Below are 22,925 nucleotides of genomic sequence, written 5' to 3'. Positions count from 1 at the left end.
ACGTATGGAAAGGATAAACGCTGAAAGCATCTAAGCGCGAAGCCTCCTCTAAGATGAGATTTCCCAAATAGTAAGATCCCTTATAGACGATAAGGTTGATAGGCTGGGTGTGGAAGCATGGTGACATGTTCGAGCTGACCAGTACTAATAGATCGAGGACTTAACCTTAACTAATTCGAATAAAATTTTATCTAATTTTCAAAGAAAAGGTCTGGTGGCGATGGCAAAGTGGACACACCTGTTCCCATCCCGAACACAGAAGTTAAGCACTTTTACGCCGATGGTAGTACGTTCGATCGTGCGAGAGTAGGAAGCTGCCAGGCTCTCTCTTTGAATAATATAATTATCCCAAGCGCTAGATTAGCGCTTTTTTTTGAATTCTAGGGTATATAATAGCCTAGAATTTCTTGAAAACGCTTTGATTTTATTCTATAATAAACTTAAATTAAACGATGGAGGTTATAAGTTATATGGGTTTAATTAAAGCTTTTGCTGGCGCATTAGGCAGTACACTTGCTGATCAGTGGAAAGAATACTTCTATTGTGAAGCACTTCCAGCAGACGTAATTGTTTCAAAGGGTCAAAAGAAGACTGGTTGGAGAAGCTCCAATACAAAAGGTAGCGAAAATATTATCTCCAATGGTTCTAAAATAGCTGTAGCTGATGGTCAGTGTATGATTGTTGTTGATGATGGTAAGGTTGTTGAATTCGCAGCAGAGCCAGGTGGATATATATTCGATAAGAGTACTGAAACCTCAGTATTTGCAGGTTCCTTCGGCGAGAGAATTGGTGGTTTCTTTAAGACTATCGGACGTCGTTTCACTTATGGTGGAGATACTGGCCATGATCAAAGAGTTTATTATTTCAATACAAAGGAATTAATGGATAATAAGTTTGGTACTCCAAACCCAGTTCCATTCCGTGTTGTAGATAACAATGTAGGACTAGATATCGATGTATCTGTAAGATGTAATGGTATTTTCTCTTATAAGGTTACTAACCCAATTTTATTCTATCAAAATGTTTGTGGTAACATTTCTGAAGATTATAGAAGAGGAAACCTAGATAATCAGCTTAAGACTGAATTTATTAGTGCACTTCAGCCTGCCTTTGGTAAGCTTTCTGCAATGGAAATGAGACCAAACCAGATTGTTGCACATATTCCTGAATTATGCGAAGCAATGAATGATGCTTTAACTGCAAAGTGGAGAGATCATAGAGGTCTTGAAATTATTTCTATTGCATTAGGCTCTGTTACTCTTCCAAAGGAAGACGAAGAATTAATTAAGGAATTACAAAGAAAGAATGTTCTTGCTAGAAACCCAGGTATGGCTGGTGCTACATTAGTTGAGGCACAGGCTGAAGCTATGAAGGCAGCAGCAGGTAATGCTAATGGTGCAGCAATGGGATTCTATGGATTAAATATGGCAGCTAACGCTGGTGGTATGAATGCTCAGGGATTCTATAATATGAATCAACAGCAACAGCAGCAAGCTCCTCAGCAGAATGCAAATGGTTGGATTTGCCCTAACTGTGGTAAGATGGCATCTGGAAAGTTCTGTCCAGAATGTGGCACACCAAAGCCTGTAGCTGATGGTTGGACTTGCCCTACATGTGGTAAACAGGTAACTGGCAAATTCTGTCCAGAATGTGGTACAGCAAAGCCTTCTGCAGATGGATGGAAGTGTGATTGCGGAACAGTAAATAAGGGTAGATTCTGCGCAAACTGTGGTAAACCAAAACCAGCAGGAACTCCTAAGTATAAGTGTGATAAGTGTGGTTGGGAGCCAAAGGATGCTTCAAATCCACCTAGATTCTGTCCAGAATGTGGCGACCCATTTGACGATAAGGATTTACAAAAATAATATAAGAAAAAGCCTTTAAAAGGCTTTTTTGCTATGGAGGGTTAATATGGCAAATTTAGATTTTAAATGTCCATGCTGTGGTGGTGCTTTAAATTTTGATAATAAGAGTCAAAATATTGTTTGTCCTTATTGTGATACTGAATTTTCAGCAAACGATTTAAAAGCATATACAGATGATATTGCTGAAACTGGAAAAGAAGATACTTCTTGGGATGAATCCCAGGTTCAAGCATATACAAATGAAGATACAAAAGATATTAAAATTTATACTTGTGAATCCTGTGGTGGTGAAATCATTGCAGATGAAACTACATCTTCAACATGCTGCCCATACTGTGGAAATAATTTAGTTGTATCTAAGGAATTAAATGGTGATTTAAAGCCAAATTATATTATTCCTTTTAAGAAAGATAAAGACTTCGCTTTTGATGCATTAAAGAGCTTTATTAGAAAAAGACCATTATTACCAGGCTCTTTCTCTAAAACAAATAAAATGCAGGAAGTACAGGCTTTATATGTACCATTCTGGATTTTTGATGCTGATGTAGATGGTAGAGTTCGTTATGAAGGTACTATTGTAAGAAAGTATGTTCAAGGCGATTATGATGTAAGAGAAGAAAAACACTATTCCGTAGTACGTGATGGTGGTATTGGATTTACTCATGTTCCTGTAGATGGCTCTAAGAAGATGCAAGATCAATTAATGGAATCTATTGAACCATTCGATTTTAATCAAGCAGAACCATTTAATGCAGCTTATTTAGCTGGTTATAGGGCAGACCGTTATGATGTTTCAAAAGAAGAAACATTCAATCGTGCAACAACAAGATTTAGACAAGGTACTGAACAAGCATTTAGAAGAGATATCCATGGATATGATACTCTAGAAGTAAAGGAATCTACTTTACAATTCTCTAATACAGAAGCTAGATATGCATTATATCCTGTATGGTTATTACATACACTTTGGAATGATAAGCATTTCTATTTTGCTGTAAATGGTGAATCTGGTAAGATTGCAGGTAATCTTCCTATTTCTAAGGGAAAATTCTCTTTCTTCCTATTCTTATTCTTGTTAATTTTTGGTGGCGCAATCTTTGGTATTGTCTATGCAGTATCAGGAGACCTAGCTATTTCAGCATTAATTGGCCCTATTGCAGGTTTACTTATTGCTATTTTAATAATGGTTGGAATGCGAAGAAAGATGAAAAATGTTCGATTCCAATATGGTGCTGCAAATTATGAAAAGCCAAATAGCTTAAGAATTACTGGTAGAAAAGATATTTATCTTTATAAGAAGGTTACTAGAACTAAAAGAGCATCTTCATCTTCAAGTTCAAATAGAAGAAGATAGTAACGAATATGCAGGATTTTGTCCTGCATATTTTTTTTCTACTTTTAAATACTATTTAAAAATGGTATAATTTTTTAGGTGAAAGGTGTGTTTTATATGGAAAATCAGAAAAAAAGCTTTACTTCACCAAGTAAGCTAAAAGCGGCAATTGTATATGTTTTAATGATTTTTATAGGAACAACCTTTTTATCTATTTTATGTGGAATGATAGTTGCATCGATAAAAGGTGTTGACGCAAATGCTGTAGCGAATAGCTTTTGGAGTAAAGACCCTATCCCTAGTGATATAAAGGAATGTATGCTTATAGGCCAAGGGTATGGTAATTTTTTAGGCTATTTTATAGCCTTTGGGGCCGTCTTATTATGGATGAGAGATGATTTCATTATAGATTTTAGACAAATCAAAGAAGATAAGAAATTTTATGGTATTATTATTCCAGCCTTTATGATAGGATTTGCTGGTATAGCAATATTAATAGATTACTTATTTGGATTAATCGTAAGTTCTTCTGAAAATCAAAATACGATTGTTGAATTATTAAAATCTGATGGAAGAATTCCTATGATTATTTCAACAGTAATATTTGCTCCTATTATAGAAGAAATGATTTATCGTAAGGCTATATTTAGTGTTACACAATCATATAATTTACCACTTACTTATGTTATGTCTATAATGCTATTCGCATTACCACATATGCTATCAACTTCCGCAAACATTGGAACCTGGTTTTTGCAGCTAATTCCATATGTATTATGCGGTGGATTATTATGTATGATTTATCATTTATCTGGATATAATGTGTATGCATCTATTGCTGCACATATGTTAAATAATATACTTGCAGTTCTATTTGTATTTATTTAGGAGGAGATTATTATGTATTGTAAGAATTGTGGAAATATCTTAGCAAGCAATGCAAATTTCTGCCATGTTTGTGGTGCAAAGGTTGAAATTGATGATATCTTTGATGCACCAAAGACTGAAGAAAAAAATGAAGAAGTTGAAGCATTCAAAGAAGAATTAAAGGATTACTATAATCAAGAAGAGCCTAAAAAAGAAGAACCAAAGCCAGAGCCTGGCTTTTATCAGGATTTTTATGGATATAAATCAAGCCCTGAAGAACAACAAGCATATAGAGATAAAGCAATGAAAAAAAGAGCCTTTATTCCAGGATTAATTGGAACTATTGGTTGTGGCTTTTTGCTTATGGATTCTATAATGACATATCTTGTGAATATTTTCTATTATAATCAGCTATATAATTCTGGCGTTGATTCATCCCAAACTTATTTAGAGAATTGTTATAATGCATTAACTTCAAGCATAGTAACATTAGCCTTAGCTACTATTTTAGGTGGAGTATTAGGTACTATTGGACTTGTAACAGCATCTAAAGTTAACAACAAAAAGGCGCGCATCTTTGGGGCTATTGCAGTAGCTTTAGCTTGTATCGCATTAGCACTTGCAGTATTAGTATTTGTATATCGTGTGGAAGTAGGTAATCACATATGAGAGAATTAGATTTAAAAGAATATAAAAGATGTGTATTTGATGAGATTGATAATAAATGGGGAATCATTACTGCTGGCGATAAAGCTATTGGCTTTAATGGAATGACAGTATCCTGGGGCGGATTAGGTATCCTTTGGAATAAGCCTGTTGCGTATATTTTTGTTAGAAAATCTAGATACACTCATGATTTCTTAGTTAAATCAAAATCCATGAGTATTTCATTTTTATCGGATGAATACAAAAAAGCCAAAGGCTTCTTTGGTAGTAAAAGTGGTAGAAACTTTGATAAGTTTAAAGAAACTGGCTTAACTCCAAGCTATGATGAAAAAACAAATACATACTATATTGAAGAAGCAGATACGGTATTCTTAATGAAGGTATTATATGAAATTGAAATCACAGATAAGGGAATGCCAGAGGAAGTATTAGAAAAATGCTATCCTACAAAGGATATGCATACTATGTATGTTTGTGAAATTTTAAGGTATTTGGAAAAGTAATATGAAGACATTTTTCTTTGACCTAGATTCCACATTACTTGAAATGAATCAGGATGAATTCTTAGGGGCTTATTATAAAAGTATTGCAGAATACTCCTATAAGCTAGGTTATAATCCTAAGGAATTCATGGAGGTATTCTATAAGGCAGCCTATGCCATTATATTAAATGATGGAGCTATGAGTAATGAGGATAGATTTTGGAGCGTAGTAGAAAAGAAATATAAGGAAATAGATTCCTTAAAGGAAGCATTTTATAGCTATTATAGAAATGAATTCCAAAATCTAAAATCCTATATTCATAAAACCAATTATCCTTTAGAAATTATTACTTACCTAAAGAATAAGGGCTATAAGGTAATACTTGCTACAAATCCAGTATTCCCAAAAGTAGCAACAGAAGAAAGAATTAAATGGGCTGGCTTAAGCTATGATATGTTTGATGATGTCACAACCTATGAGAATTGCTATTTTTGTAAGCCAAATCATTTATATTATGAAGAAATCATTAAGAAGCATAATTTAAATCCACAAGATTGTATAATGGTTGGAAATGATGTTGATGATGATTTTTCAGACCTACCAAGTGGAATTAAAGGCTATTTAATTAATGATTATTTAATCAATAGAAGAGATATAATTCTTCCAGTAGAAAGCTTTAAAATAAATGAATTTTATGAATTCATAAAAGAGAACTATTAAAAAATGCCATGAGCTTAATTGCCCATGGCATTTTCTTAATTATTGTCGTTATGCTTAAGAATAGGAGTATATAAATCACATCTACGATCTCTAAATACACCCCAAGAATATCTTTTCTTTTCGATTTCATCTAAATCGAAGGTATGAAGAATAAATCCTTCATCGGTTCTATTCATTTCTTCAACCTTATTACCTTCTTCATTAGCAATGAAAGAAGAACCAAAGAAGGTCATAGAAGAATCACCCTCAGTTTCTGTACCAATACGGTTCGATGCAACAACTGGCATAATATTTGCAGCTGCATGACCACACATTGTATTCTGCCAATGATCCTTAGAATCCTTTGGTAAAACAGGCTCAGAACCAATAGCTGTAGGATAGAATAAGATTTCTGCTCCCTTTAAAGCTAAAATTCTTGCAGTCTCTGGGAACCATTGATCCCAACAAATTCCTGCACCAATTCTACCATACTTAGTCTTAAATACCTTAAAACCTGTATCTCCTGGAGTAAAGTAGAATTTTTCTTCATAACATTCACCAGTAGGGATATGGCTTTTTCTATATAATCCTAAAACAGTTCCATCTGCATCAATCATAGCTAAGCTATTATAAAATACATTTCCTGCTCTTTCGAAGAAAGAGATAGGTAATACAACATCATATTTCTTTGCAATTAGAGAAAAATGATGAATTAATGGATTGTCCTTAAACTCCTTTGCAAGCTTAAAATAATCATAGTTTTCCTTTTGGCAGAAATATGGAGCTTCAAATAACTCCTGAAGTAAAATGATATTTGCGCCAGCCTTAGCTGCATCTTCAATCATTTTATCTGCCTTTTTAATATTGTTTTCAATATCCCATGTAATGGACATTTGTGTTGCTGCAACAGTTACTTTCATATTACCCTCCTTAAATTTGCATAGTAATGCAGTGGATATTACCACCACTAACTAATATATTTCTTGATTCTATAGAATAAATCTTTTTAGTACCCTTATAGAATTCATTTAATAAATTGTAAGCTTCTAAATCCTCTTTAACATTGAATTTAGGTAAAATTATAAAATCCTTACCCATATAGAAATTGACATAAGAAGCAGCAAGTCTATCTCCTTTAAGTCTTTCCTTTGCTCCTGAATCTAGTTTTATTGCATTTGCTTCCTCATTTGTTAAAGCTAAATATGGATTTGGAGTATTTACTAATAATACATTTATTTTTTTACCGGAAGCAGTAGTTTCGTTTTCTAGTATTCTTTTTGCTTCCATACTCCATTTATATTGAATATCATTTGTATCTTTAGATGTTGCAAGTAAAATTGTATTCTCATCTAAAAAACAAGCCATATTATCAATATGCTCATTGGTTTCATCATTATAAATTCCATGAGGAATCCATAATACCTTATCCATTCCAAGCATTTCCTTTAAATGGTTTTCAATTTCTTCTTTAGATAAATTAGAGTTTCTACCTTTAGATAATAAACATGCTTCAGTAGTAAGTAATGTTTTATTACCATTTGTATGAATAGAACCACCTTCTAATATAAAATCCTTATCTAAATAGCATTCTATATTTAATAGCTTAGAAAGATTAGAGCCAAGTTTATTATCATCTTCCCAATTGGAATATAATCCATCAACTTTACCACCCCAAGCATTAAAACCAAAATCTACAGCCTTAATTTTATTATCCTTCTTTAAAAAGATTAAGGTATTATCTCTAGCCCAAGAATCATCATAATCTAATTCATGAATAGATACATTTTTCATATTTAAACAAGAAGTATCATATTTCACCTTTGGACTTTTAATTACATATACGTGCTCATGCATTGAAATAGTTTCAATAATACTTTTAAATTCAGGGAATGCTTTTAATCCACCATCTTCCCAAGTATCTTCTCTATATGGAAGAAGAATAATTGTACCTTCATGGGCTAATCCCTCAAATGGGAATGTATAGCCATCATTTTTTGGACTAATCATCGAATTTATCCTCCACTGCATCTCTATTTGCTAAATATTGGTCATAATCAACAGTAGAAACAGTTAAATCATCATAATCCATTAATACTGTAGCATTTGTTTTCTTATACATCTTAATACGATCAATAATGGATTGATCAAATTTTTCACCAGGAATGATTAGTGGAATTCCTGGAGGATAAATCATAATAGATTCCTTTGAAATTAATCCAATTGCATCATCTAATGGAACTCTTTTAAGTGGTGCCTGATATGCAACTCTTGGACGCATTACCATTTTAGGGAATGGTGTATCATAATGATATTTAGGGTAGCTTCTATCTGCAACATAATATTTTTTAGATATTTCCTTTAATGCATGAATTAGATTATCTAAATGAAGCTTTTTTGTACCTATAGCTAAAATACCTAGAATAACATATTGCTCTGCAAGCTCCATTTGAACATTGTATTCATCTCTTAAGATATTATATAACTCAAAGCCATTTATTGTTAAGCTTTCAAGCTCGATAACAAGCTTTGTAGAATCATATTGATATTCCCCATTAGCTATAAAGTAGTCAGAGCCTCTAGCTTTAATTCCTGGAATTCTATTGATTTCTTCTCTAGCATAATTACCTAAATCAATAATTTCATTTAATTTTTCTTTACCATGTAAAGCCATATATTTTCTTGCAGAATCCAAGGATGCAATTAATAGATTTGAAGGAGAAGTAGTATTGACAACCATTAATGCTTTAAACACATCATAATGGCTTACTCTATTTCCTTTTCTTAATAATACGGATGCTTGTGTTAATGCACCTGCAGTTTTATGCATAGATACTGCAGATAAATCACAATCTGCTTGCATCGCAGATATTGGAAGCTTATCTGTAAATCCTAAGTGAGCACCATGTGCTTCATCTGCAAGGCATAGCATTCCATTATCATGAGCTATTTTACAAATGGTCTTTATATCATTATTTGCACCAAAATATGTTGGATTGATTACAAAGACTGCCTTCGCATTTGGATGTCTTTTTATAGCACGCTCATAATCTTCAATTCTTGGTTGATTTGAAATTTCTAAATTCTTATCAAAGGATGGCATTACAAATACTGGAATAGCACCAGCAATGATAAGTGCATTTATAACAGATTTATGTACATTTCTTGGAAGAATAATTTCTTCATGGGCTTTAACAGTAGCCATAATCATGGCTAAAATACCACTGGATGTACCATTGATAAGGAAGAAGGCCTCATCTGCGCCATAGCAATCTGCCATAAGTGCCTCAGCCTCACTAATGACTCCACTAGGATGATTTAGGTTATCTAATCCTCTTGGGGCATTAACATCTGCAGTATAGGTAAGCTCTCCTATATAATCCTTAAAGTCATTTTCTGCGTTTCCCATATGATGACCTGGAACATCAAAAGGGGATATTCCATCATCAATATATTTCTTTAACGCATCTAAAAAGGGAGTTTTACTTTGATCCATTTCTATTCCTCTCCTTAGATATATAATATCTAAACTTAATAATTCGAACAAAGTTATTATAGTAAAAATAAAATAAAAATCAATATATTTATAAAATAAAAAAAGATTAACCCGAAGATTAATCTTTATCGATATTGAATTTAAGCTTAATTTCCTCTGCAAGAAGTAATCGATCTTTGCCTAAAACATAAGATAATTCATCTAAAATAAGCTTTTCTCCATCTCTCATACATTGTTCATCAGAAACATGAAGCTTTCTACCCTTATTCTTTAAAGTAGAAGCATGAGTATAAATGCTTTTCATCATTTGTAAAATCTTTTCTCTATCTCCACTCTTAACGATATCAGAAAAATCTCTTTTTCTTTGATTATCATTATCAATCCACATATTTTCTAAGAAAGGAATTCTTTCAATGATATCTTTTGCTTCATCTTGATTCATAAGTGTATGTAATCTAGAAAGGATAATAGGATTTTCAGCTGGAATTGTAATTCTTGTTTTAGCATCACTTAATGGTACTAAAACAAAATATTTAGCGTCTGCTCCATTGAATACACGCATAGTTTCTTCTTGAATCGTACATATGCCATATAGTGTATAAATTACAATATCTCCAACATTATACATTTTCCCACTCCTTCCAAAAAACATTTATTATACTCTAATTATAACACCAATTCAAGAAAATTTCTAATTTTTTTTGAAATAAAAATATTTTATTTTTATAGATGGTTGTTATATAATGTTTATGGATAGAAGGTGATTAGGATGAAAATTGAAAATTATAATGATTTTAAGAAGTTTCTAGATACACTTACCTATAAACCAAAGCTATTATTACATGCCTGTTGTGCACCATGTTCTAGTCATTGTCTATTCTTACTTGAAAAGTATTTTGATATTACAATCTTCTATTCCAATGATAATATTTATCCGGAAGAAGAATTTGATAAACGTTTAGATGAAATAGAAAAGTTTACAAATAAATTACCATTTAAGGTTAATGTTATCTCAAATGGATATAATCCTATGGATTATGATAATGCCATTTTGGGATTAGAAGAATTAGGTGAAAAAAGTAAAAGATGCTATATGTGCTATAAAGAGAGGCTAGAAAAAACAGCTATTAAGGCCAAAGAAGAAGGATATGAGTATTTTTCTACTACCCTTTCTATATCTCCATATAAGATTACTAGATGGATCAATGAAATTGGTCGAGATTTAGAAGAAAAATATAATATTAAATATTTATATTCTGATTTCAAAAAGGAAAGTGGTTATCTACATTCCATTGAATTATCAAAGGAATATGGACTATATAGACAAGATTATTGTGGCTGTAAGTACTCCATAAAGGAAATGGAGGAACACAAGAAAAATGCTTCATAAGTTTGATTATAAGGTTTTAGAGGATATTCATTTAAGAGATTATTTATTAAGCTTTTATTTATCTAGATCTAAAATATATAAATTGTTTTTAGAAAAGAAAGTGCTTGTAAATGGTGAATTTAAAAATGAATCCTTTCAATTAAATAAGGGAGATATAGTATCTATATCTTTAGATGAAGAAATAGATTTTAAGCCTATCGATAAGCCTATTGATATTTTATATGAGGATGATTATTTATTAATTATCAATAAGCCTAGTGGAATTATTATTCATTCAGAGGATAAAAATGAAGAATCCTTATCGGATTATGTTGCAGGCTATTATAAAAAGCAAGGCTTACATTTAAATGTAAGATATGCTCATAGGCTAGATAAGGAAACCACAGGAGTTATCGTATATTGTAAGGATATACTTTCTCATGCATATATGAATTATTATATTTCTACTCATGATATTAAAAGAGAATATAGATGCTTAGTCCAAGGATATCCAAAAGAGAAAAGTGCAAGATTATGCTATCCTATTGGTTCCAATAGACATGATTCTAAAAAGATGGTTGTATCTAAAAATGGCAAAGAAGCAATTACTAATTTTGAGCTTTTATATAAATATAAAGGATATTCCTTATTAAGAGTAATACTAGAAACAGGAAGAACTCATCAAATTAGGCTTCATTTGTCTCATTATGGAAATCCACTACTTGGGGATAGTCTATATGGTGGACAAATGATGAAAATTAATCGAGTGGCACTTCATAGCTATAAAATAGAATTTATTCATCCTGTAACAAAAGAGAAAATATCTGTAGTAGCAAATGTACCACAAGATATGAAATCTTTAATGAGGGAGGAATAATATGAAAAGAAAATTATTATATCTTTTAATTCCTCTTATCCCTATTTTAATAGGTATATTCTTTGCAGTCTATTATTCTATTCCAAGATTAGAGTTTGAATATAATTCCCTATATGAAGGATATTTTGTTTCCTATGCTTATGGCGATTTAGAAGAATATACAATTCCTAAGGAATATAAGGGAGCAAAGGTTAAAGGCTTTTCTACAAGAGCATTCTTTAGACATAAAGCTTTAAAAAGAATCATAATAGAAGATGAATTATCTATTGAATATGTTGGAAGATTAGCATTCTCTGAATGCGATAATTTAAATGAAATATCTATTAAATATGCAAAGGAAATAGGCAAAAATGCCTTTGCCTTTGATGTATCACTAAAGAAAATAGAGCTTAGTGCACCACTAATTGGTGGGGCAGCATTTTATGGGTGTGAGGCACTAGAAAGTGTAACCTTGGAGCCTGGAATTATTTCTTTAGGAAGCTATTCTTTTAGTGGATGTAAGAATCTAAAAACATTAACAATACCAGATACTATCATTGATATATATACTGGATGTTTTAATTCATCAGGACTTGAGGAGTTGTTTGTACCAAGTCATATAAAGAATAATGCATATATTCAATCATTAGATTATGTAAAATATTATTAGGAGAAGAAAATGAATCATAAGCCAATTTTAATTTTAATTGCAGGTGGAACTGCAAGTGGAAAAACAACTGTAGTAGATAAAATTATTAAATCCTTTAATCCATATGATGTATCTGTAATATGTATGGATAATTATTATAAAAAAAGAGATGATTTATCCTTTGAAGAAAGAAAGAAAATCAATTATGACCATCCGGATGCAATTGATATGGAATTATTAAAGCGTCATATTCGAGCATTAATGGATAGTAGAAATATTGATTGTCCTGTTTATAATTTTGCACAGCATAATAGAGAAGAGTCAAAAACAATTAAAATTAATCCTGCAAAGGTAATTATTATTGAAGGTATTTTAGCATTATATGATCCAGATATTCGTTCCTTAGCGGATATTCAAATATTCGTTGAATCAGATGCAGATATCAGATTTATAAGAAGATTAAAAAGAGATATGGAAGAGCGTGGAAGAAGCTTAGATAATGTAATTGAACAATACCTAACTACAGTTAAGCCAATGTATGAGGCTTATGTTGTTCCTACAAAGAGATTTGCAGATATCATTATTCCTAATGATACAAAGCATGATATTGCAATAGATATCCTATCTACAAAAATTAAAGATATCATTAGATAAGAAAAAAAGGAAATCCAGTTTTGGGATTTCCTTTTTCTATTACTGGATGTCTTTTACGAATGCTTTATAAGCTAAATAAGCTTCATAAACATCTACTTTAGATACAACCTCGTTTGGAGCATGCATAGATAATACAGGAACACCTGCATCTAATACATTCATGTTTTGGTTACCCATGATGTAGGCGATTGTTCCACCTCCACCAACATCAATTCTACCAAGCTCTGCAGTCTGGTAATTGATATTGTTGTCATCCATTACCTTACGTACATCTCTTACGAATTCAGCAGAAGTATCGTTACAACCAGATTTACCTCTAGCTCCTGTATACTTATTGAAGGTAATACCATTACCTAAATAAGCAGCATTCTTTGCTTCAAATACAGATGGGTATAATGGATCAAAGCCAGCAGATACATCGCTAGATAGCATTCTTGTATTGCTCATAGCACGTCTTAGCTTTAAATCATTATAAGTGCCTTCCTTGGCAATCATTTCAGCTAATACATCACTATACCAAGTGGACTGTGCACCTGTTGCTCCAATAGAACCAACCTCTTCCTTATCCACTAAGTATGCACAAATAGTTCTTTTAGAAGTAGTAGAATCTAAAATAGCACGTAAGGATGTATATGCACAAACTCTATCGTCATGGCCATAGCCAATAATCATAGAGCGGTCAAGGCCTAAGTCTCTAGCCTTACCTGCAGGTACGATTTCAAGCTCTGCAGAGATGAAATCCTCCTCTTCAACATCATACTTATCCTTAAGTAGCTTTAGGATGTTTGCTTTAACAGCATCCTTTTCTTCACCCTCAAGTGGCATATGACCGATAGTTAAATCTAAATCCTCTCCATCAATAGTTTTTGCTGCAGGCTTAGAAAGCTTATCTGCTGCAAGGTGTGGAAGTAAATCTGTGATACATAATACTGGGTCATCTAAATCCTCACCAATATTAACCTCAACAGTAATACCATCCTTTTTGCATAATACACCATGAATAGCTAGGTTTCTTGCAACCCATTGGTATTTAACGATACCACCATAGTAGTGAGTATCTAGCATTGCATATCCGTTTCTTTCATAAAGTGGATTTTGCTTAATATCTAATCTTGGGGAATCGATATGTGCACCAAGTACATTTAAGCCCTTTTCAAGTGGCTCCTCACCCATAATGAATACACAAATATTCTTTTCTCTATTTGTCGCATAAACCTTATCACCAGGTTTTAATGTTTCATATTCAGATAATTCCTTAAATCCATACTTTTCAGCTAATTCAACACTAAATTGAACAGCCTCTCTTTCTGTTTTACATAAAGAGATAAATTCTTTATATTCTTCGTTGAATTTCATTAATTCATCTAGGCTATCGCCTTTATATTTTTCCCATGCATTTTTTGCATACATAATTATAATACCTCCGTTCAGCTTCTTATTATAACATAATAAAATAGCGTTTTAAATATGGATTTTGTAATGGTAAATGGGATTTCTTTATGGTATACTATAAACGTTTATATGTTTTGAAGCAAAGGATTGGTGATTGTCGTGGATGATAATAAAGAAAGACTTCAAAAGGTTATGGCTTCTTGTGGAGTAGCATCTAGAAGAAAGTGCGAAGAAATAATTACCGAAGGTAGAGTTAAGGTGAATGGAGTTAAAGTGACTGAGCTCGGCACTAAGGTAGGTAAAAAAGATATCATTGAAGTAGATGGAAAAATCTTATTTAAGCAAGAACATGTATACTATGTTTTAAATAAGCCTACAGGATATCTTACAACTGTTAGTGATTCTTTAGGTAGAAGAACTGTTATGGATTTATTAGATCCTGAAACAAAAAAGACTAGAGTATTTCCTATAGGACGATTAGATTATGATACATCAGGTGTGCTTTTACTTACAAATGATGGTGATTTATCTTATCGTTTAACAAAGAGTCAAAAGGAAGTAGAAAAGGAATATCAGGTTAGAGTTTCTGGTATTATTGATCAGCCTGCTGTAACTAAGCTTATTAAGGGCGTTATGATTGATGGAGTAATGACGAAAAGAGCAAAGGTACAGATTTTGGAATTGAATAAAAAGAATGACTCCTCCCTTTTAACAATTACAATTACAGAAGGAAGAAATCGTCAGGTAAGAAAAATGTGTGAGACGGTTGGCTTTGAGGTAAAAAAGCTAAAAAGAGTTTCCTTTGGTGGAGTTACTTTAGATGGACTAGGTGTGGGAGAATATAGACCTTTAAAACCACATGAAATAAAGAAATTATATAGTCTGTAGCATTTACAAAATATAATATTTTGTGATAAAATAGAACAAGTAGAGGATTGGACTGAAATATGAAAAATTTTGTTGTTGCCATTGATGGACCTGCAGGAAGTGGAAAGTCTTCCATATCAAAGCTTGTATGTGAAAAGCTTGGCTTTACACATATTGATACGGGAGCAATGTATCGTGCAGTTACTTTAGAGGCGTTGAAAAGAAAAATTGATGTAGAGAATGAAAATGAATATTCCTTCATCGACGAAATTGATGTTGTTTATAAAGACGGAAAGGTATTTTTAAACGGCGAAGATGTAAGTGGATTTATCCGTACATCTGAGGTAACAAATAATGCCTCAGCTGTATCAAGAGTAAAAGCAGTTCGAGATAAGATGGTTGACTTCCAAAGAGGATGTAGAAATTATGGAAATATTCTTATGGATGGTAGAGACATCGGAACTGTAGTTTTCCCTGATGCAGATTTAAAGGTATTTTTAACAGCAACTCCTGAAGAAAGAGCCAAAAGAAGATGCTTAGAAAATAAGACTTTAGGTGTTGAATCAGATTTTAATACAATCCTTGAAGAAATCAAGGCTAGGGATTATAAGGATTCCCATAGAGCAATCGCTCCACTTAAGCAAGCGGACGATGCAATCTTGGTAGATACAACCAATATGTCTATTGATGAGGTTTGCCAAGAAATTTTAAGATTAATTGATGAGAGGTTGAATAAAAATGGAAAATAATGATTTCGCAAGTATGCTAGAAGAGAGCTTTGGAAAGAAAATTAAAAAGGGAGATAAGGTTACTGGTGAAATTGTTTCCATCGTTGATGATAAAACAATCGCAGTATCTTTAGGTACTTTTACAGAAGGTATTATGCATTTAGATCACTTTACTAAGGATAAGAATGTAACATCCTTCAATGGCTTAGTTAATGTAGGTGATACTATTGAGGCTACAGTTACAAGTGTAAATGAAGACCATATTTACTTATCTCACCTAAATCAGCTAGCTGATGAAGAATTTAAAGCATTTGAAGGCTTAAAAGGAACTGATGAGGTAATTAAGGTTACTGTAGTATCTGAAGCAGCAAATAATGCTGGTTTTGTATGTAAGTATAATGGAGTACAGGCTTTCTTACCAAAGTCATTAGCTGGTTCAGCTAAGGTTGGTGAAGCTATCGATGTTAAGATTATCGAGGTTGAAGAATCTAGAAAGAAGCTTGTTGTATCTCGTAAGGCTGTTGAGCAGGATGAATATCAGGCAAACCGTCAAGCTGAATACGAAAAGATTAATGTTGGTGATGTATTAAAGGGTACAATCATCAAGGTTGAAAAATATGGTGCATTAGTTAAATTTAATTTTGTTACTGGCCTATTAAAGGTATCTGAGGTATCTCATGACTTTATTGATATCACTAAGGAATTAAATGTTGGTGATGAAATTGAGGTTAAGGTATTAACTAAGGAAAACAATAAGCTTGAGTTATCTAGAAAGGCTTTAGTTAAGTCTAGCTTTGAGTTATTTGCAGAAGCACATACTGTTGGCGAGACTATTAAGGGTACTGTTGCAAATAAGCTACCTGCAGGCTTATTAATTGAGGTTGCACCAAAGGTTAAGGGCTTATTACATAGAAGTGAATATTCTCATAACCCTAATGATAATTATGCAAGCTATGTTAAGATTGGTGATGAGGTTGAGGTTGCTATTTTAACATTAGATAAAGAAAAGGAAAGAATTGGTCTATCTAGAAAGGCATTAATGGATAATCCTTGGAAGGATGTTAATGCTAAGGTTGGCGATAAGGTTGAAGTAACTGTTAACGAAATCGTACCAAGAGGCTTAAGAGTTAGTGCTTTAGGTGTTGATGGATTCGTTCCAATGTCTGAAGCATCAACAGAAAGAATTGATGATTTAACTAAATATTTCAATGTAGGCGATAAGGAAACTGCTGAGATTATCGAAATTAATCCAAAGGAATGGAAATTAAGATTATCTATTAAGCGTGTTAAGAGAGCTGAATTTGAAAAGGAATATGCTAAGCATATGACTAGTGAAGAAGCTACAACTACTATCGGTGATGTAGTTGCTGACGAATTAAAGAAGTAATTTAAAACATATTGAAATTGGTGGTGAATACTATGTTACCTAAGGTAGCGATTGTAGGTAGACCTAATGTTGGTAAATCTACATTATTTAATCGTATCATTGGTACTAGATTATCCATTACTGATGATCAACCAGGTGTTACAAGGGACAGAATTTATTCTAAGGCAACCTGGCTTTCAAAGGAATTTTTCCTGATTGATACAGGGGGCATTGAACTAGGAGATGCTCCCTTTTTAACAGAAATAAAGGCACAAGCTGAAATCGCAATGGAAGAGGCAGACGTCATTATTTTCGTGGTTGATTGTCGTAGCGGAGTAACAGATGATGATACATATATTGCAAAGCTTTTATATAGAACAAACAAACCGGTTATTCTTGCTGTAAACAAAGTAGATGACCAAAAATTTAGAGAAAACATTTATGATTTTTATGCACTTGGATTAGGTGAACCTATTCCTGTTTCTTCCTCTCATGGTATTGGTACTGGTAATTTATTAGATTTAGTATTAGAATCCTTACCTAAAAAGAGTGAAGAAGAAAAGGATGATGCTATTCATTTTTGTATGATTGGTAGACCTAATGTTGGTAAGTCTTCTTTAACAAATGCTCTATTAAATGATAATCGAGTAATTGTATCTCCTATTGAAGGTACAACAAGAGATTCTATTGATACTCGCTTTAGAGCATATGAAAAGGAATATGTTGCAATTGATACTGCCGGCCTAAGAAAAAGAGGTAAGGTATACGAAAACATTGAAAAGTATTCTGTAATAAGAAGTGTAGATGCTATCGGTAGAAGTGATGTTGTATTATTACTTTTAGATGCTGGTACAGGTATTATTGAACAGGATTTACATGTTGGTCAATATATTGAAGAATATAATAAGCCTTGTATTATTGTAGTGAATAAATGGGATTTAGTTGAGAAGGATTCTAAAACTATGCAAAAGTGGACCGATGATATTCGTGGCTACTACAAGTATTTAGATCATGCTCCTATTGTATTTTTATCTGCAAAAGAGAATAAAAGAGTACAAACCCTATTCCCTGCAATCAATCAGGCATATGAAGCATATCATAGAAGAATTCAAACATCCGTATTCAATGATGTAATCATTGATGCAGTACAGATGTTCCCACCATCTGAATTTAATGGTGGAAAGCTTAAGGTGTTCTATGGATCTCAGGTTGGTGTTGAACCTCCTACATTTAGCTTATTTGTTAATGATCCTAAATTCTTACATTTCTCTTATAAGAGATATTTAGAAAACCAAATTCGTAAGAATTTTGATTTCTTTGCAACACCTATTAAAATTGAGCTTAGAAAGAGGGACTAATTATGAACGTTTCTATATTAGGTGGAGGTGCTTGGGGTACAACCTTAGCACAAACCTTAACAGACAATGGTAATTTAGTTGTCATTCGTGATATCAATAAAGAATTTGTAGAAAAGATTAATGTTGAGCATGTACATCCATTCTTTGGTATGTCCATCCCATCATCTATTCGTGCTACATTGGATTTAAAAGAAACACTAGATTTTAGTGATGTTGTTGTACTATGTGTACCTACAAAGGCTATGCGTATGGTACTTAAAGAATGTAATAAGGAATTAACTAAGCCTACTTTATTCATTAATGTTAGTAAAGGTATTGAGCCTGAAACTTCTTTAAGAGTATCAGAAATTGTAGAAGAAGAAATTGATGAAAAAAACCTAATGGGCTATGTTGCCTTATCGGGACCAAGCCATGCAGAAGAGGTTATCCTAAGAAAAGCAACAGCTTTAGTTGCTGCATCTAAAAATGAAGCTTTAGCTTGTAAGGTACAAGCATTATTCTCTAATGAAAAATATATGAGAGTATATACATCTGATGATGTCATTGGAGTTGAAGCTGGTGGCGCAATGAAAAATGCAATTGCGATTGTATCCGGTGTTGCAAGTGGTATGGGTCTTGGTGAAAACGCAAGAGCCATGCTAATCACTAGAGGAATTAAAGAAATTTTATCTATTGTTTTAGCCTTAGGCGGAAAAATGGAAACTGTATATGGACTTTCTGGAATTGGAGACTTAATTGTTACTGCATCCTCATTAAATTCTAGAAACTTCCAATGTGGATTAAAAATCGGTCGTGGAATGACTGTAGAGGAGGCTATGGGCTCTATTGTACAGTCTGTTGAAGGAGTACGTGCAATTCATGCTGGTCATGAAATTGGTATTAAATATAATTTGGAATTACCAATTATTGATGAAGCATTTAAGGTTGTTGAAGGAAAGCTTTCTGCAAAAGAAGCATTACATAATTTATTAAGTAGAAGCTTAAAGACCGAGAAATACTGGTAAAAGGGGAAATGTATTATGGTAAAGTTTAGAGTGATAACAGATTCCTCATGTGGTATATCCCAAGAGGATGCCAAAAAGCTTGGCGTTACTGTCTTACCGTTAACTCTATCTTATAAAGGGAAAGATTATTTAGATGGTATTGATATTACCACAGATGAATTTTATAAAATGGTTTTTGAAGATGAAAAGAAGGAAAGCCTACTTCAGCAGGTAAAAAACCACTTTAAGGGCTCTTCCATTAAAACATCTATGGTATCTCCTTTGATGTTTGTTGAAGCTATGAAAAGTGCAATAGCGGATGGCTATATTCCTGTTGTACTTCCTATTTCATCTGTTTTAAGTGGAACATATAATTCAGCAAATATCGCAAGAGAATCCTTAGATGAAGAAGAAATTTATGTAGAAGATTCTCATACAGCCTTAGGCTCTGTTAAAGTGATGATATTAAGATTAGTATCTCATACTTATGATACAATCCAAGATGTATTAGATGATATTCATTATATGGTAAAGCATATTAATTTCTATGCTGTACCAGATACACTAGAATACCTATTCCGTGGAGGAAGATTATCTAGAGTATCTGCAACAGTAGGTAATATTTTACAGCTTAAGCCTGTAATTCAGTTAGATAGAACAGGTAAATTAACTCCAATATCTAAACAAAGAGGATTAAGACATGCCTTTATTAAAATCAAGGAATGTGTAAATGGATTACCAATTAATAAGGATTATCCATTTGAATTTGGATATTCTACAGAGATTAAAAATGTTGAATTATTAAAGGAATATTTGAAAGAAGAATTACCTGTAGATTGTGAAATTAATCAAATTTCACCAGTTGTAGGAGCTCATGTAGGACCAGGAGCCTCCGCATTCTTCTATATTTCAGAAAAAGAAGTACCTGATTGTAAATAAAATGCTTTCAAATAAGAAAATATCATACTTTCTTTACAAGTATGTTTTCTTATGCTACAATAGGTACAAGTAAATAATTAGAGGTAGCAGTGCAAATAAGTACTATATGGAAGGGGCACCTAGTGAAGTATAGGAAAGGTAACCACTGCCGAATAGCTATGAAGGCATTCATAGACTATGGGGATATAGGAAATACTTATATCACTCCTGCAATTTTGCAGAGGCGCTAATGAAACAATTTTTTAAGTTTAAAATTAAGAGCGCCAGGCGCTCTTTTTTCTTTCATTTTTAGGAGGATTATTATGAAGATTTCAAATGTTTCAGTTAAAGCTTTAAAAGAAAAATATGGTACTCCATTATATATTTATGATGTCAATCATTTAAAAAAGAATATGGAAGGATACCTAAAGAATTTTAAATCTTTAGAATTTAAAACAGAAGTATTATATGCATCTAAGGCATTTTCTTGTAAAGAAATCTTAAGAATCGCTAAAAATGAAGGAATGAGCTTAGATGTTGTATCTAAAGGAGAACTATATACAGCACTTTCTATTGATTTCCCTAAAGATAGAATTTATTTCCATGGAAATAATAAGACAGTAGATGAGCTATCATATGCAATTGATAACAATATAGGAATGATTGTTGTCGATAATTTAATGGAATTATATGAGATAGAAGAAATAGCTAAAGAAAAGGAAAAGAAGGTAAATTTCTTAATTCGTATGAATGTTGGAGTTGAAGCTCATACACATAAATTTATTGTTACATCTCATGTAGATTCTAAATTTGGTGTATTATATGATTCTTGCGATTATAAAGAAATGATGGAAGTAATTAAAAATAGCTCTTATTTAAATTTTAAAGGCTTCCATTCTCATATTGGATCTCAAATCTTTGATTTAGATGCATTTAAGGCAGCTTTAGAGAAGCTATTAAATATTGTAAAGGATTTTGATTTCCCACTTGTATTAAATTTAGGTGGAGGCTTTGGTGTACATTATACAAATGATGATAAGCCTATCCCATTTGATATAGTTTCTCGCACTTTAATTGAAACTGCAGAGGCAGCATTAAAGAAAAATAATATTAAGCTTGAAAAGCTATGTATTGAACCAGGTCGTTCTATTGTAGCTGAGGCTGGTTATACACTATATACTATAGGCTATATGAAAAAGACTCCAAATAAGCAATATTATTTTATTGATGGTGGTATGACAGATAATATTAGACCAGCATTATATCAAGCAAAATATGATTGTGATATTGTAGGTAAAGAGAATCAAGAAAAAACAGAAGTAGTTACTATTGCAGGTAAATGCTGCGAAAGTGGAGATTTAATTATTGAAGGAGCACATCTTCCTAAGGCAGAAAAGGGTGATTTATTAATCACCTATACAACAGGAGCTTATGGATATTCTATGAGTAGTAATTATAATAAAGCATTAACTCCAGCAGTTGTTTTTGTTGAAGATGGTAAGGATTATTTAGCTATTAGAAGACAAACATTAGATGAGTTAATCGAAAGGGAAGTGTAGTTATGATTCATGTAAAAAAAATGCATGGATGTGGAAATGATTTTTGTCTTATTTCATTTGATCCATATGTAATGGATTATTCCGCTTTAGCACAAAAAATTTGTGATAGAAAACTTGGAATTGGTGCCGATGGATTAATTATTGTAAAAGAAAATCCTTTAGAGATGATTATTTATAACAAGGATGGATCTAGAAGCCCAATGAGTGGTAATGGAATCAGGTGCTTTGCAAAATATGCATATGATTTAGGGCTTTCTAAAAAGAATAAGCTTGAGATTATTACAGGAATTGGTAAGGTAGAAGCCGAGGTATTAACTTCTAATCCATTCCAATGTAAGATTGAAATGGGTAAGCCTATATTTAATAATTCTATGCTTTCTATTGATGATGAATTAAATTGCTTTGGAAGAACTATAAGAGTTAAAGATAGATATGTTACAATTCATTCTTTATTTATGAGTGATATTCATACTGTAATATTCTTAGATGATTTTGATTCACCTGTTTTAGATTATGCAGAAGACATATCGAATTATCCTTTATTTAGAAAGAAAACAAATGTTGATTTTGTTTATATAGTAAATAAGGAGACTATTAAAATTAAAACCTACGAGCGTGGGGTTGGTTGGACACTTGCTAGTGGCAGTGGAGCAGCAGCTTCGGTAGTCGCATCCCAAAAGTTAGGCTACACGAAGACACTAGTAAATGTATTAAATGAATTTGGACAAATTAAAATTGAAATAACAAAGAAAGGAATAGTTTATATGACGGGACCTGCAAAAGAGGTCTTTGAATGTGACTATAATGAGGAGGTATAATT

General features: G+C 32.4%; 23 protein-coding genes, 2 rRNA genes and 1 riboswitch. Of the genes, 20 read left to right on the top strand and 5 right to left on the bottom strand.

Annotation, left to right across the window (positions count from 1 at the left end):
* The 8 genes from EI71_RS03275 to EI71_RS03240 all read left to right on the top strand — a co-directional run.
* Window positions 1–168: ribosomal RNA gene (locus EI71_RS03275) — 23S ribosomal RNA — on the top strand; the annotation flags it as partial.
* Between the two features lie 42 nt (window positions 169–210).
* Window positions 211–323, top strand: a 5S ribosomal RNA gene (gene rrf / locus EI71_RS03270).
* Window positions 324–470: 147 nt separating this feature from the next.
* Window positions 471–1,865, top strand: a complete 1,395-nt coding sequence (locus EI71_RS03265) for an SPFH domain-containing protein (RefSeq protein WP_119015825.1) — start codon at window positions 471–473, stop codon at window positions 1,863–1,865.
* Between the two features lie 46 nt (window positions 1,866–1,911).
* Window positions 1,912–3,219: a TFIIB-type zinc ribbon-containing protein gene (locus EI71_RS03260; protein ID WP_119015824.1), complete on the top strand. Its 1,308-nt coding sequence runs from the start codon at window positions 1,912–1,914 to the stop codon at window positions 3,217–3,219.
* Window positions 3,220–3,315: 96 nt separating this feature from the next.
* On the top strand, window positions 3,316–4,086 hold the full coding sequence (locus EI71_RS03255) for a CPBP family intramembrane glutamic endopeptidase (protein WP_119015823.1): 771 nt from the start codon (window positions 3,316–3,318) through the stop codon (window positions 4,084–4,086).
* 12 nt (window positions 4,087–4,098) lie between these two features.
* Complete coding sequence (locus EI71_RS03250) at window positions 4,099–4,734, top strand: zinc ribbon domain-containing protein (RefSeq protein WP_162849721.1); 636 nt, start codon at window positions 4,099–4,101, stop codon at window positions 4,732–4,734.
* On the top strand, window positions 4,731–5,234 hold the full coding sequence (locus EI71_RS03245) for a flavin reductase family protein (RefSeq protein WP_119015821.1): 504 nt from the start codon (window positions 4,731–4,733) through the stop codon (window positions 5,232–5,234). The genes EI71_RS03250 and EI71_RS03245 overlap by 4 nt, the downstream gene beginning before the upstream one ends.
* 1 nt (window position 5,235) lies before the next feature.
* Entirely contained in the window at window positions 5,236–5,934 is a 699-nt protein-coding gene (locus EI71_RS03240; protein WP_119015820.1) for an HAD family hydrolase, read from the top strand.
* Window positions 5,935–5,969: 35 nt separating this feature from the next.
* On the opposite strand, the gene aguB is transcribed toward EI71_RS03240, so the two are convergent.
* The 4 genes from aguB to EI71_RS03220 all read right to left on the bottom strand — a co-directional run bounded on the left by aguB (window position 5,970) and on the right by EI71_RS03220 (window position 10,034).
* Entirely contained in the window at window positions 5,970–6,833 is an 864-nt protein-coding gene (aguB, locus tag EI71_RS03235; RefSeq protein ID WP_119015819.1) for an N-carbamoylputrescine amidase, read from the bottom strand.
* 10 nt (window positions 6,834–6,843) lie between these two features.
* Window positions 6,844–7,920, bottom strand: coding sequence for an agmatine deiminase family protein (locus tag EI71_RS03230; RefSeq protein ID WP_162849720.1), 1,077 nt, complete (start codon window positions 7,918–7,920; stop codon window positions 6,844–6,846).
* The gene (locus tag EI71_RS03225; protein ID WP_119015817.1) at window positions 7,913–9,406 is read right to left on the bottom strand and encodes an aminotransferase class I/II-fold pyridoxal phosphate-dependent enzyme; all 1,494 of its coding nucleotides are present in this window, start codon (window positions 9,404–9,406) and stop codon (window positions 7,913–7,915) included. The genes EI71_RS03230 and EI71_RS03225 overlap by 8 nt, the downstream gene beginning before the upstream one ends.
* A gap of 118 nt (window positions 9,407–9,524) precedes the next feature.
* Window positions 9,525–10,034, bottom strand: coding sequence for a CarD family transcriptional regulator (locus tag EI71_RS03220; RefSeq protein ID WP_162849719.1), 510 nt, complete (start codon window positions 10,032–10,034; stop codon window positions 9,525–9,527).
* Window positions 10,035–10,175: 141 nt separating this feature from the next.
* On the opposite strand from EI71_RS03220, the gene EI71_RS03215 reads away from it, so the two are divergent.
* The 4 genes from EI71_RS03215 to udk are packed head-to-tail and all read left to right on the top strand — an operon-like array spanning window position 10,176 to window position 12,934.
* Window positions 10,176–10,796: an epoxyqueuosine reductase QueH gene (locus EI71_RS03215; RefSeq protein ID WP_119015815.1), complete on the top strand. Its 621-nt coding sequence runs from the start codon at window positions 10,176–10,178 to the stop codon at window positions 10,794–10,796.
* Window positions 10,786–11,652 carry an RluA family pseudouridine synthase gene (locus EI71_RS03210; RefSeq protein ID WP_119015814.1) on the top strand — a complete coding sequence of 289 codons (867 nt, stop codon included), beginning with the start codon at window positions 10,786–10,788 and terminating at the stop codon, window positions 11,650–11,652. The genes EI71_RS03215 and EI71_RS03210 overlap by 11 nt, the downstream gene beginning before the upstream one ends.
* 1 nt (window position 11,653) lies before the next feature.
* Window positions 11,654–12,301 (top strand): leucine-rich repeat domain-containing protein, encoded by a 648-nt coding sequence (locus EI71_RS03205; protein ID WP_119015813.1) that lies wholly within the window; start codon window positions 11,654–11,656, stop codon window positions 12,299–12,301.
* Between the two features lie 9 nt (window positions 12,302–12,310).
* Window positions 12,311–12,934, top strand: a complete 624-nt coding sequence (gene udk / locus EI71_RS03200; RefSeq protein WP_119015812.1) for a uridine kinase — start codon at window positions 12,311–12,313, stop codon at window positions 12,932–12,934.
* A gap of 39 nt (window positions 12,935–12,973) precedes the next feature.
* Here udk and EI71_RS03195 read toward each other — a convergent pair whose 3' ends face one another.
* Window positions 12,974–14,344 carry an aminopeptidase gene (locus tag EI71_RS03195; RefSeq protein WP_119015811.1) on the bottom strand — a complete coding sequence of 457 codons (1,371 nt, stop codon included), beginning with the start codon at window positions 14,342–14,344 and terminating at the stop codon, window positions 12,974–12,976.
* Between the two features lie 141 nt (window positions 14,345–14,485).
* Here EI71_RS03195 and EI71_RS03190 point away from each other — a divergent pair, with 141 nt between their 5' ends.
* The 8 genes from EI71_RS03190 (at window position 14,486) to dapF (ending at window position 22,923) form a co-directional block, all read left to right on the top strand.
* Window positions 14,486–15,214 carry a pseudouridine synthase gene (locus EI71_RS03190; RefSeq protein WP_245951351.1) on the top strand — a complete coding sequence of 243 codons (729 nt, stop codon included), beginning with the start codon at window positions 14,486–14,488 and terminating at the stop codon, window positions 15,212–15,214.
* 59 nt (window positions 15,215–15,273) lie between these two features.
* The gene (cmk, locus tag EI71_RS03185; RefSeq protein WP_119015810.1) at window positions 15,274–15,942 is read left to right on the top strand and encodes a (d)CMP kinase; all 669 of its coding nucleotides are present in this window, start codon (window positions 15,274–15,276) and stop codon (window positions 15,940–15,942) included.
* On the top strand, window positions 15,932–17,308 hold the full coding sequence (locus tag EI71_RS03180; protein WP_162849718.1) for a S1 RNA-binding domain-containing protein: 1,377 nt from the start codon (window positions 15,932–15,934) through the stop codon (window positions 17,306–17,308). The genes cmk and EI71_RS03180 overlap by 11 nt, the downstream gene beginning before the upstream one ends.
* Before the next feature lie 32 nt (window positions 17,309–17,340).
* Window positions 17,341–18,645 carry a ribosome biogenesis GTPase Der gene (gene der, locus EI71_RS03175; protein WP_119015808.1) on the top strand — a complete coding sequence of 435 codons (1,305 nt, stop codon included), beginning with the start codon at window positions 17,341–17,343 and terminating at the stop codon, window positions 18,643–18,645.
* Window positions 18,646–18,647: 2 nt separating this feature from the next.
* Window positions 18,648–19,649, top strand: coding sequence for an NAD(P)H-dependent glycerol-3-phosphate dehydrogenase (locus tag EI71_RS03170; protein WP_119015807.1), 1,002 nt, complete (start codon window positions 18,648–18,650; stop codon window positions 19,647–19,649).
* 15 nt (window positions 19,650–19,664) lie between these two features.
* The gene (locus EI71_RS03165; RefSeq protein ID WP_119015806.1) at window positions 19,665–20,567 is read left to right on the top strand and encodes a DegV family protein; all 903 of its coding nucleotides are present in this window, start codon (window positions 19,665–19,667) and stop codon (window positions 20,565–20,567) included.
* Window positions 20,568–20,637: 70 nt separating this feature from the next.
* A riboswitch (Lysine riboswitch) is annotated at window positions 20,638–20,804 on the top strand.
* Window positions 20,805–20,869: 65 nt separating this feature from the next.
* Entirely contained in the window at window positions 20,870–22,105 is a 1,236-nt protein-coding gene (gene lysA, locus EI71_RS03160; RefSeq protein ID WP_119015805.1) for a diaminopimelate decarboxylase, read from the top strand.
* Window positions 22,106–22,107: 2 nt separating this feature from the next.
* Entirely contained in the window at window positions 22,108–22,923 is an 816-nt protein-coding gene (dapF, locus tag EI71_RS03155; RefSeq protein ID WP_119015804.1) for a diaminopimelate epimerase, read from the top strand.
* The last annotated feature ends 2 nt before the right edge of the window (window positions 22,924–22,925 follow it).

This window comes from Anaeroplasma bactoclasticum (genome assembly GCF_003550015.1).
GTDB lineage: Bacteria > Bacillota_I > Bacilli_A > Acholeplasmatales > Anaeroplasmataceae > Anaeroplasma > Anaeroplasma bactoclasticum.
Note: the sequence above shows the minus strand (reverse complement) of the source record. Positions and strands in the feature narration are given on the sequence as shown.

Coding starts and splice junctions, on each gene's coding strand:
- EI71_RS03245 (WP_119015821.1), top strand. CDS start 4,731: ATGAGAGAATTAGATTTAAAAGAATATAAAAGATGTGTATTTGATGAG.
- EI71_RS03170 (WP_119015807.1), top strand. CDS start 18,648: ATGAACGTTTCTATATTAGGTGGAGGTGCTTGGGGTACAACCTTAGCA.
- EI71_RS03230 (WP_162849720.1), bottom strand. CDS start 7,920: ATGATTAGTCCAAAAAATGATGGCTATACATTCCCATTTGAGGGATTA.
- udk (WP_119015812.1), top strand. CDS start 12,311: ATGAATCATAAGCCAATTTTAATTTTAATTGCAGGTGGAACTGCAAGT.
- EI71_RS03225 (WP_119015817.1), bottom strand. CDS start 9,406: ATGGATCAAAGTAAAACTCCCTTTTTAGATGCGTTAAAGAAATATATT.
- aguB (WP_119015819.1), bottom strand. CDS start 6,833: ATGAAAGTAACTGTTGCAGCAACACAAATGTCCATTACATGGGATATT.
- EI71_RS03195 (WP_119015811.1), bottom strand. CDS start 14,344: ATGTATGCAAAAAATGCATGGGAAAAATATAAAGGCGATAGCCTAGAT.
- EI71_RS03165 (WP_119015806.1), top strand. CDS start 19,665: ATGGTAAAGTTTAGAGTGATAACAGATTCCTCATGTGGTATATCCCAA.
- EI71_RS03220 (WP_162849719.1), bottom strand. CDS start 10,034: ATGTATAATGTTGGAGATATTGTAATTTATACACTATATGGCATATGT.
- EI71_RS03265 (WP_119015825.1), top strand. CDS start 471: ATGGGTTTAATTAAAGCTTTTGCTGGCGCATTAGGCAGTACACTTGCT.
- EI71_RS03260 (WP_119015824.1), top strand. CDS start 1,912: ATGGCAAATTTAGATTTTAAATGTCCATGCTGTGGTGGTGCTTTAAAT.
- dapF (WP_119015804.1), top strand. CDS start 22,108: ATGATTCATGTAAAAAAAATGCATGGATGTGGAAATGATTTTTGTCTT.
- EI71_RS03240 (WP_119015820.1), top strand. CDS start 5,236: ATGAAGACATTTTTCTTTGACCTAGATTCCACATTACTTGAAATGAAT.
- EI71_RS03180 (WP_162849718.1), top strand. CDS start 15,932: ATGGAAAATAATGATTTCGCAAGTATGCTAGAAGAGAGCTTTGGAAAG.
- cmk (WP_119015810.1), top strand. CDS start 15,274: ATGAAAAATTTTGTTGTTGCCATTGATGGACCTGCAGGAAGTGGAAAG.
- lysA (WP_119015805.1), top strand. CDS start 20,870: ATGAAGATTTCAAATGTTTCAGTTAAAGCTTTAAAAGAAAAATATGGT.
- EI71_RS03255 (WP_119015823.1), top strand. CDS start 3,316: ATGGAAAATCAGAAAAAAAGCTTTACTTCACCAAGTAAGCTAAAAGCG.
- EI71_RS03250 (WP_162849721.1), top strand. CDS start 4,099: ATGTATTGTAAGAATTGTGGAAATATCTTAGCAAGCAATGCAAATTTC.
- EI71_RS03205 (WP_119015813.1), top strand. CDS start 11,654: ATGAAAAGAAAATTATTATATCTTTTAATTCCTCTTATCCCTATTTTA.
- der (WP_119015808.1), top strand. CDS start 17,341: ATGTTACCTAAGGTAGCGATTGTAGGTAGACCTAATGTTGGTAAATCT.
- EI71_RS03210 (WP_119015814.1), top strand. CDS start 10,786: ATGCTTCATAAGTTTGATTATAAGGTTTTAGAGGATATTCATTTAAGA.
- EI71_RS03215 (WP_119015815.1), top strand. CDS start 10,176: ATGAAAATTGAAAATTATAATGATTTTAAGAAGTTTCTAGATACACTT.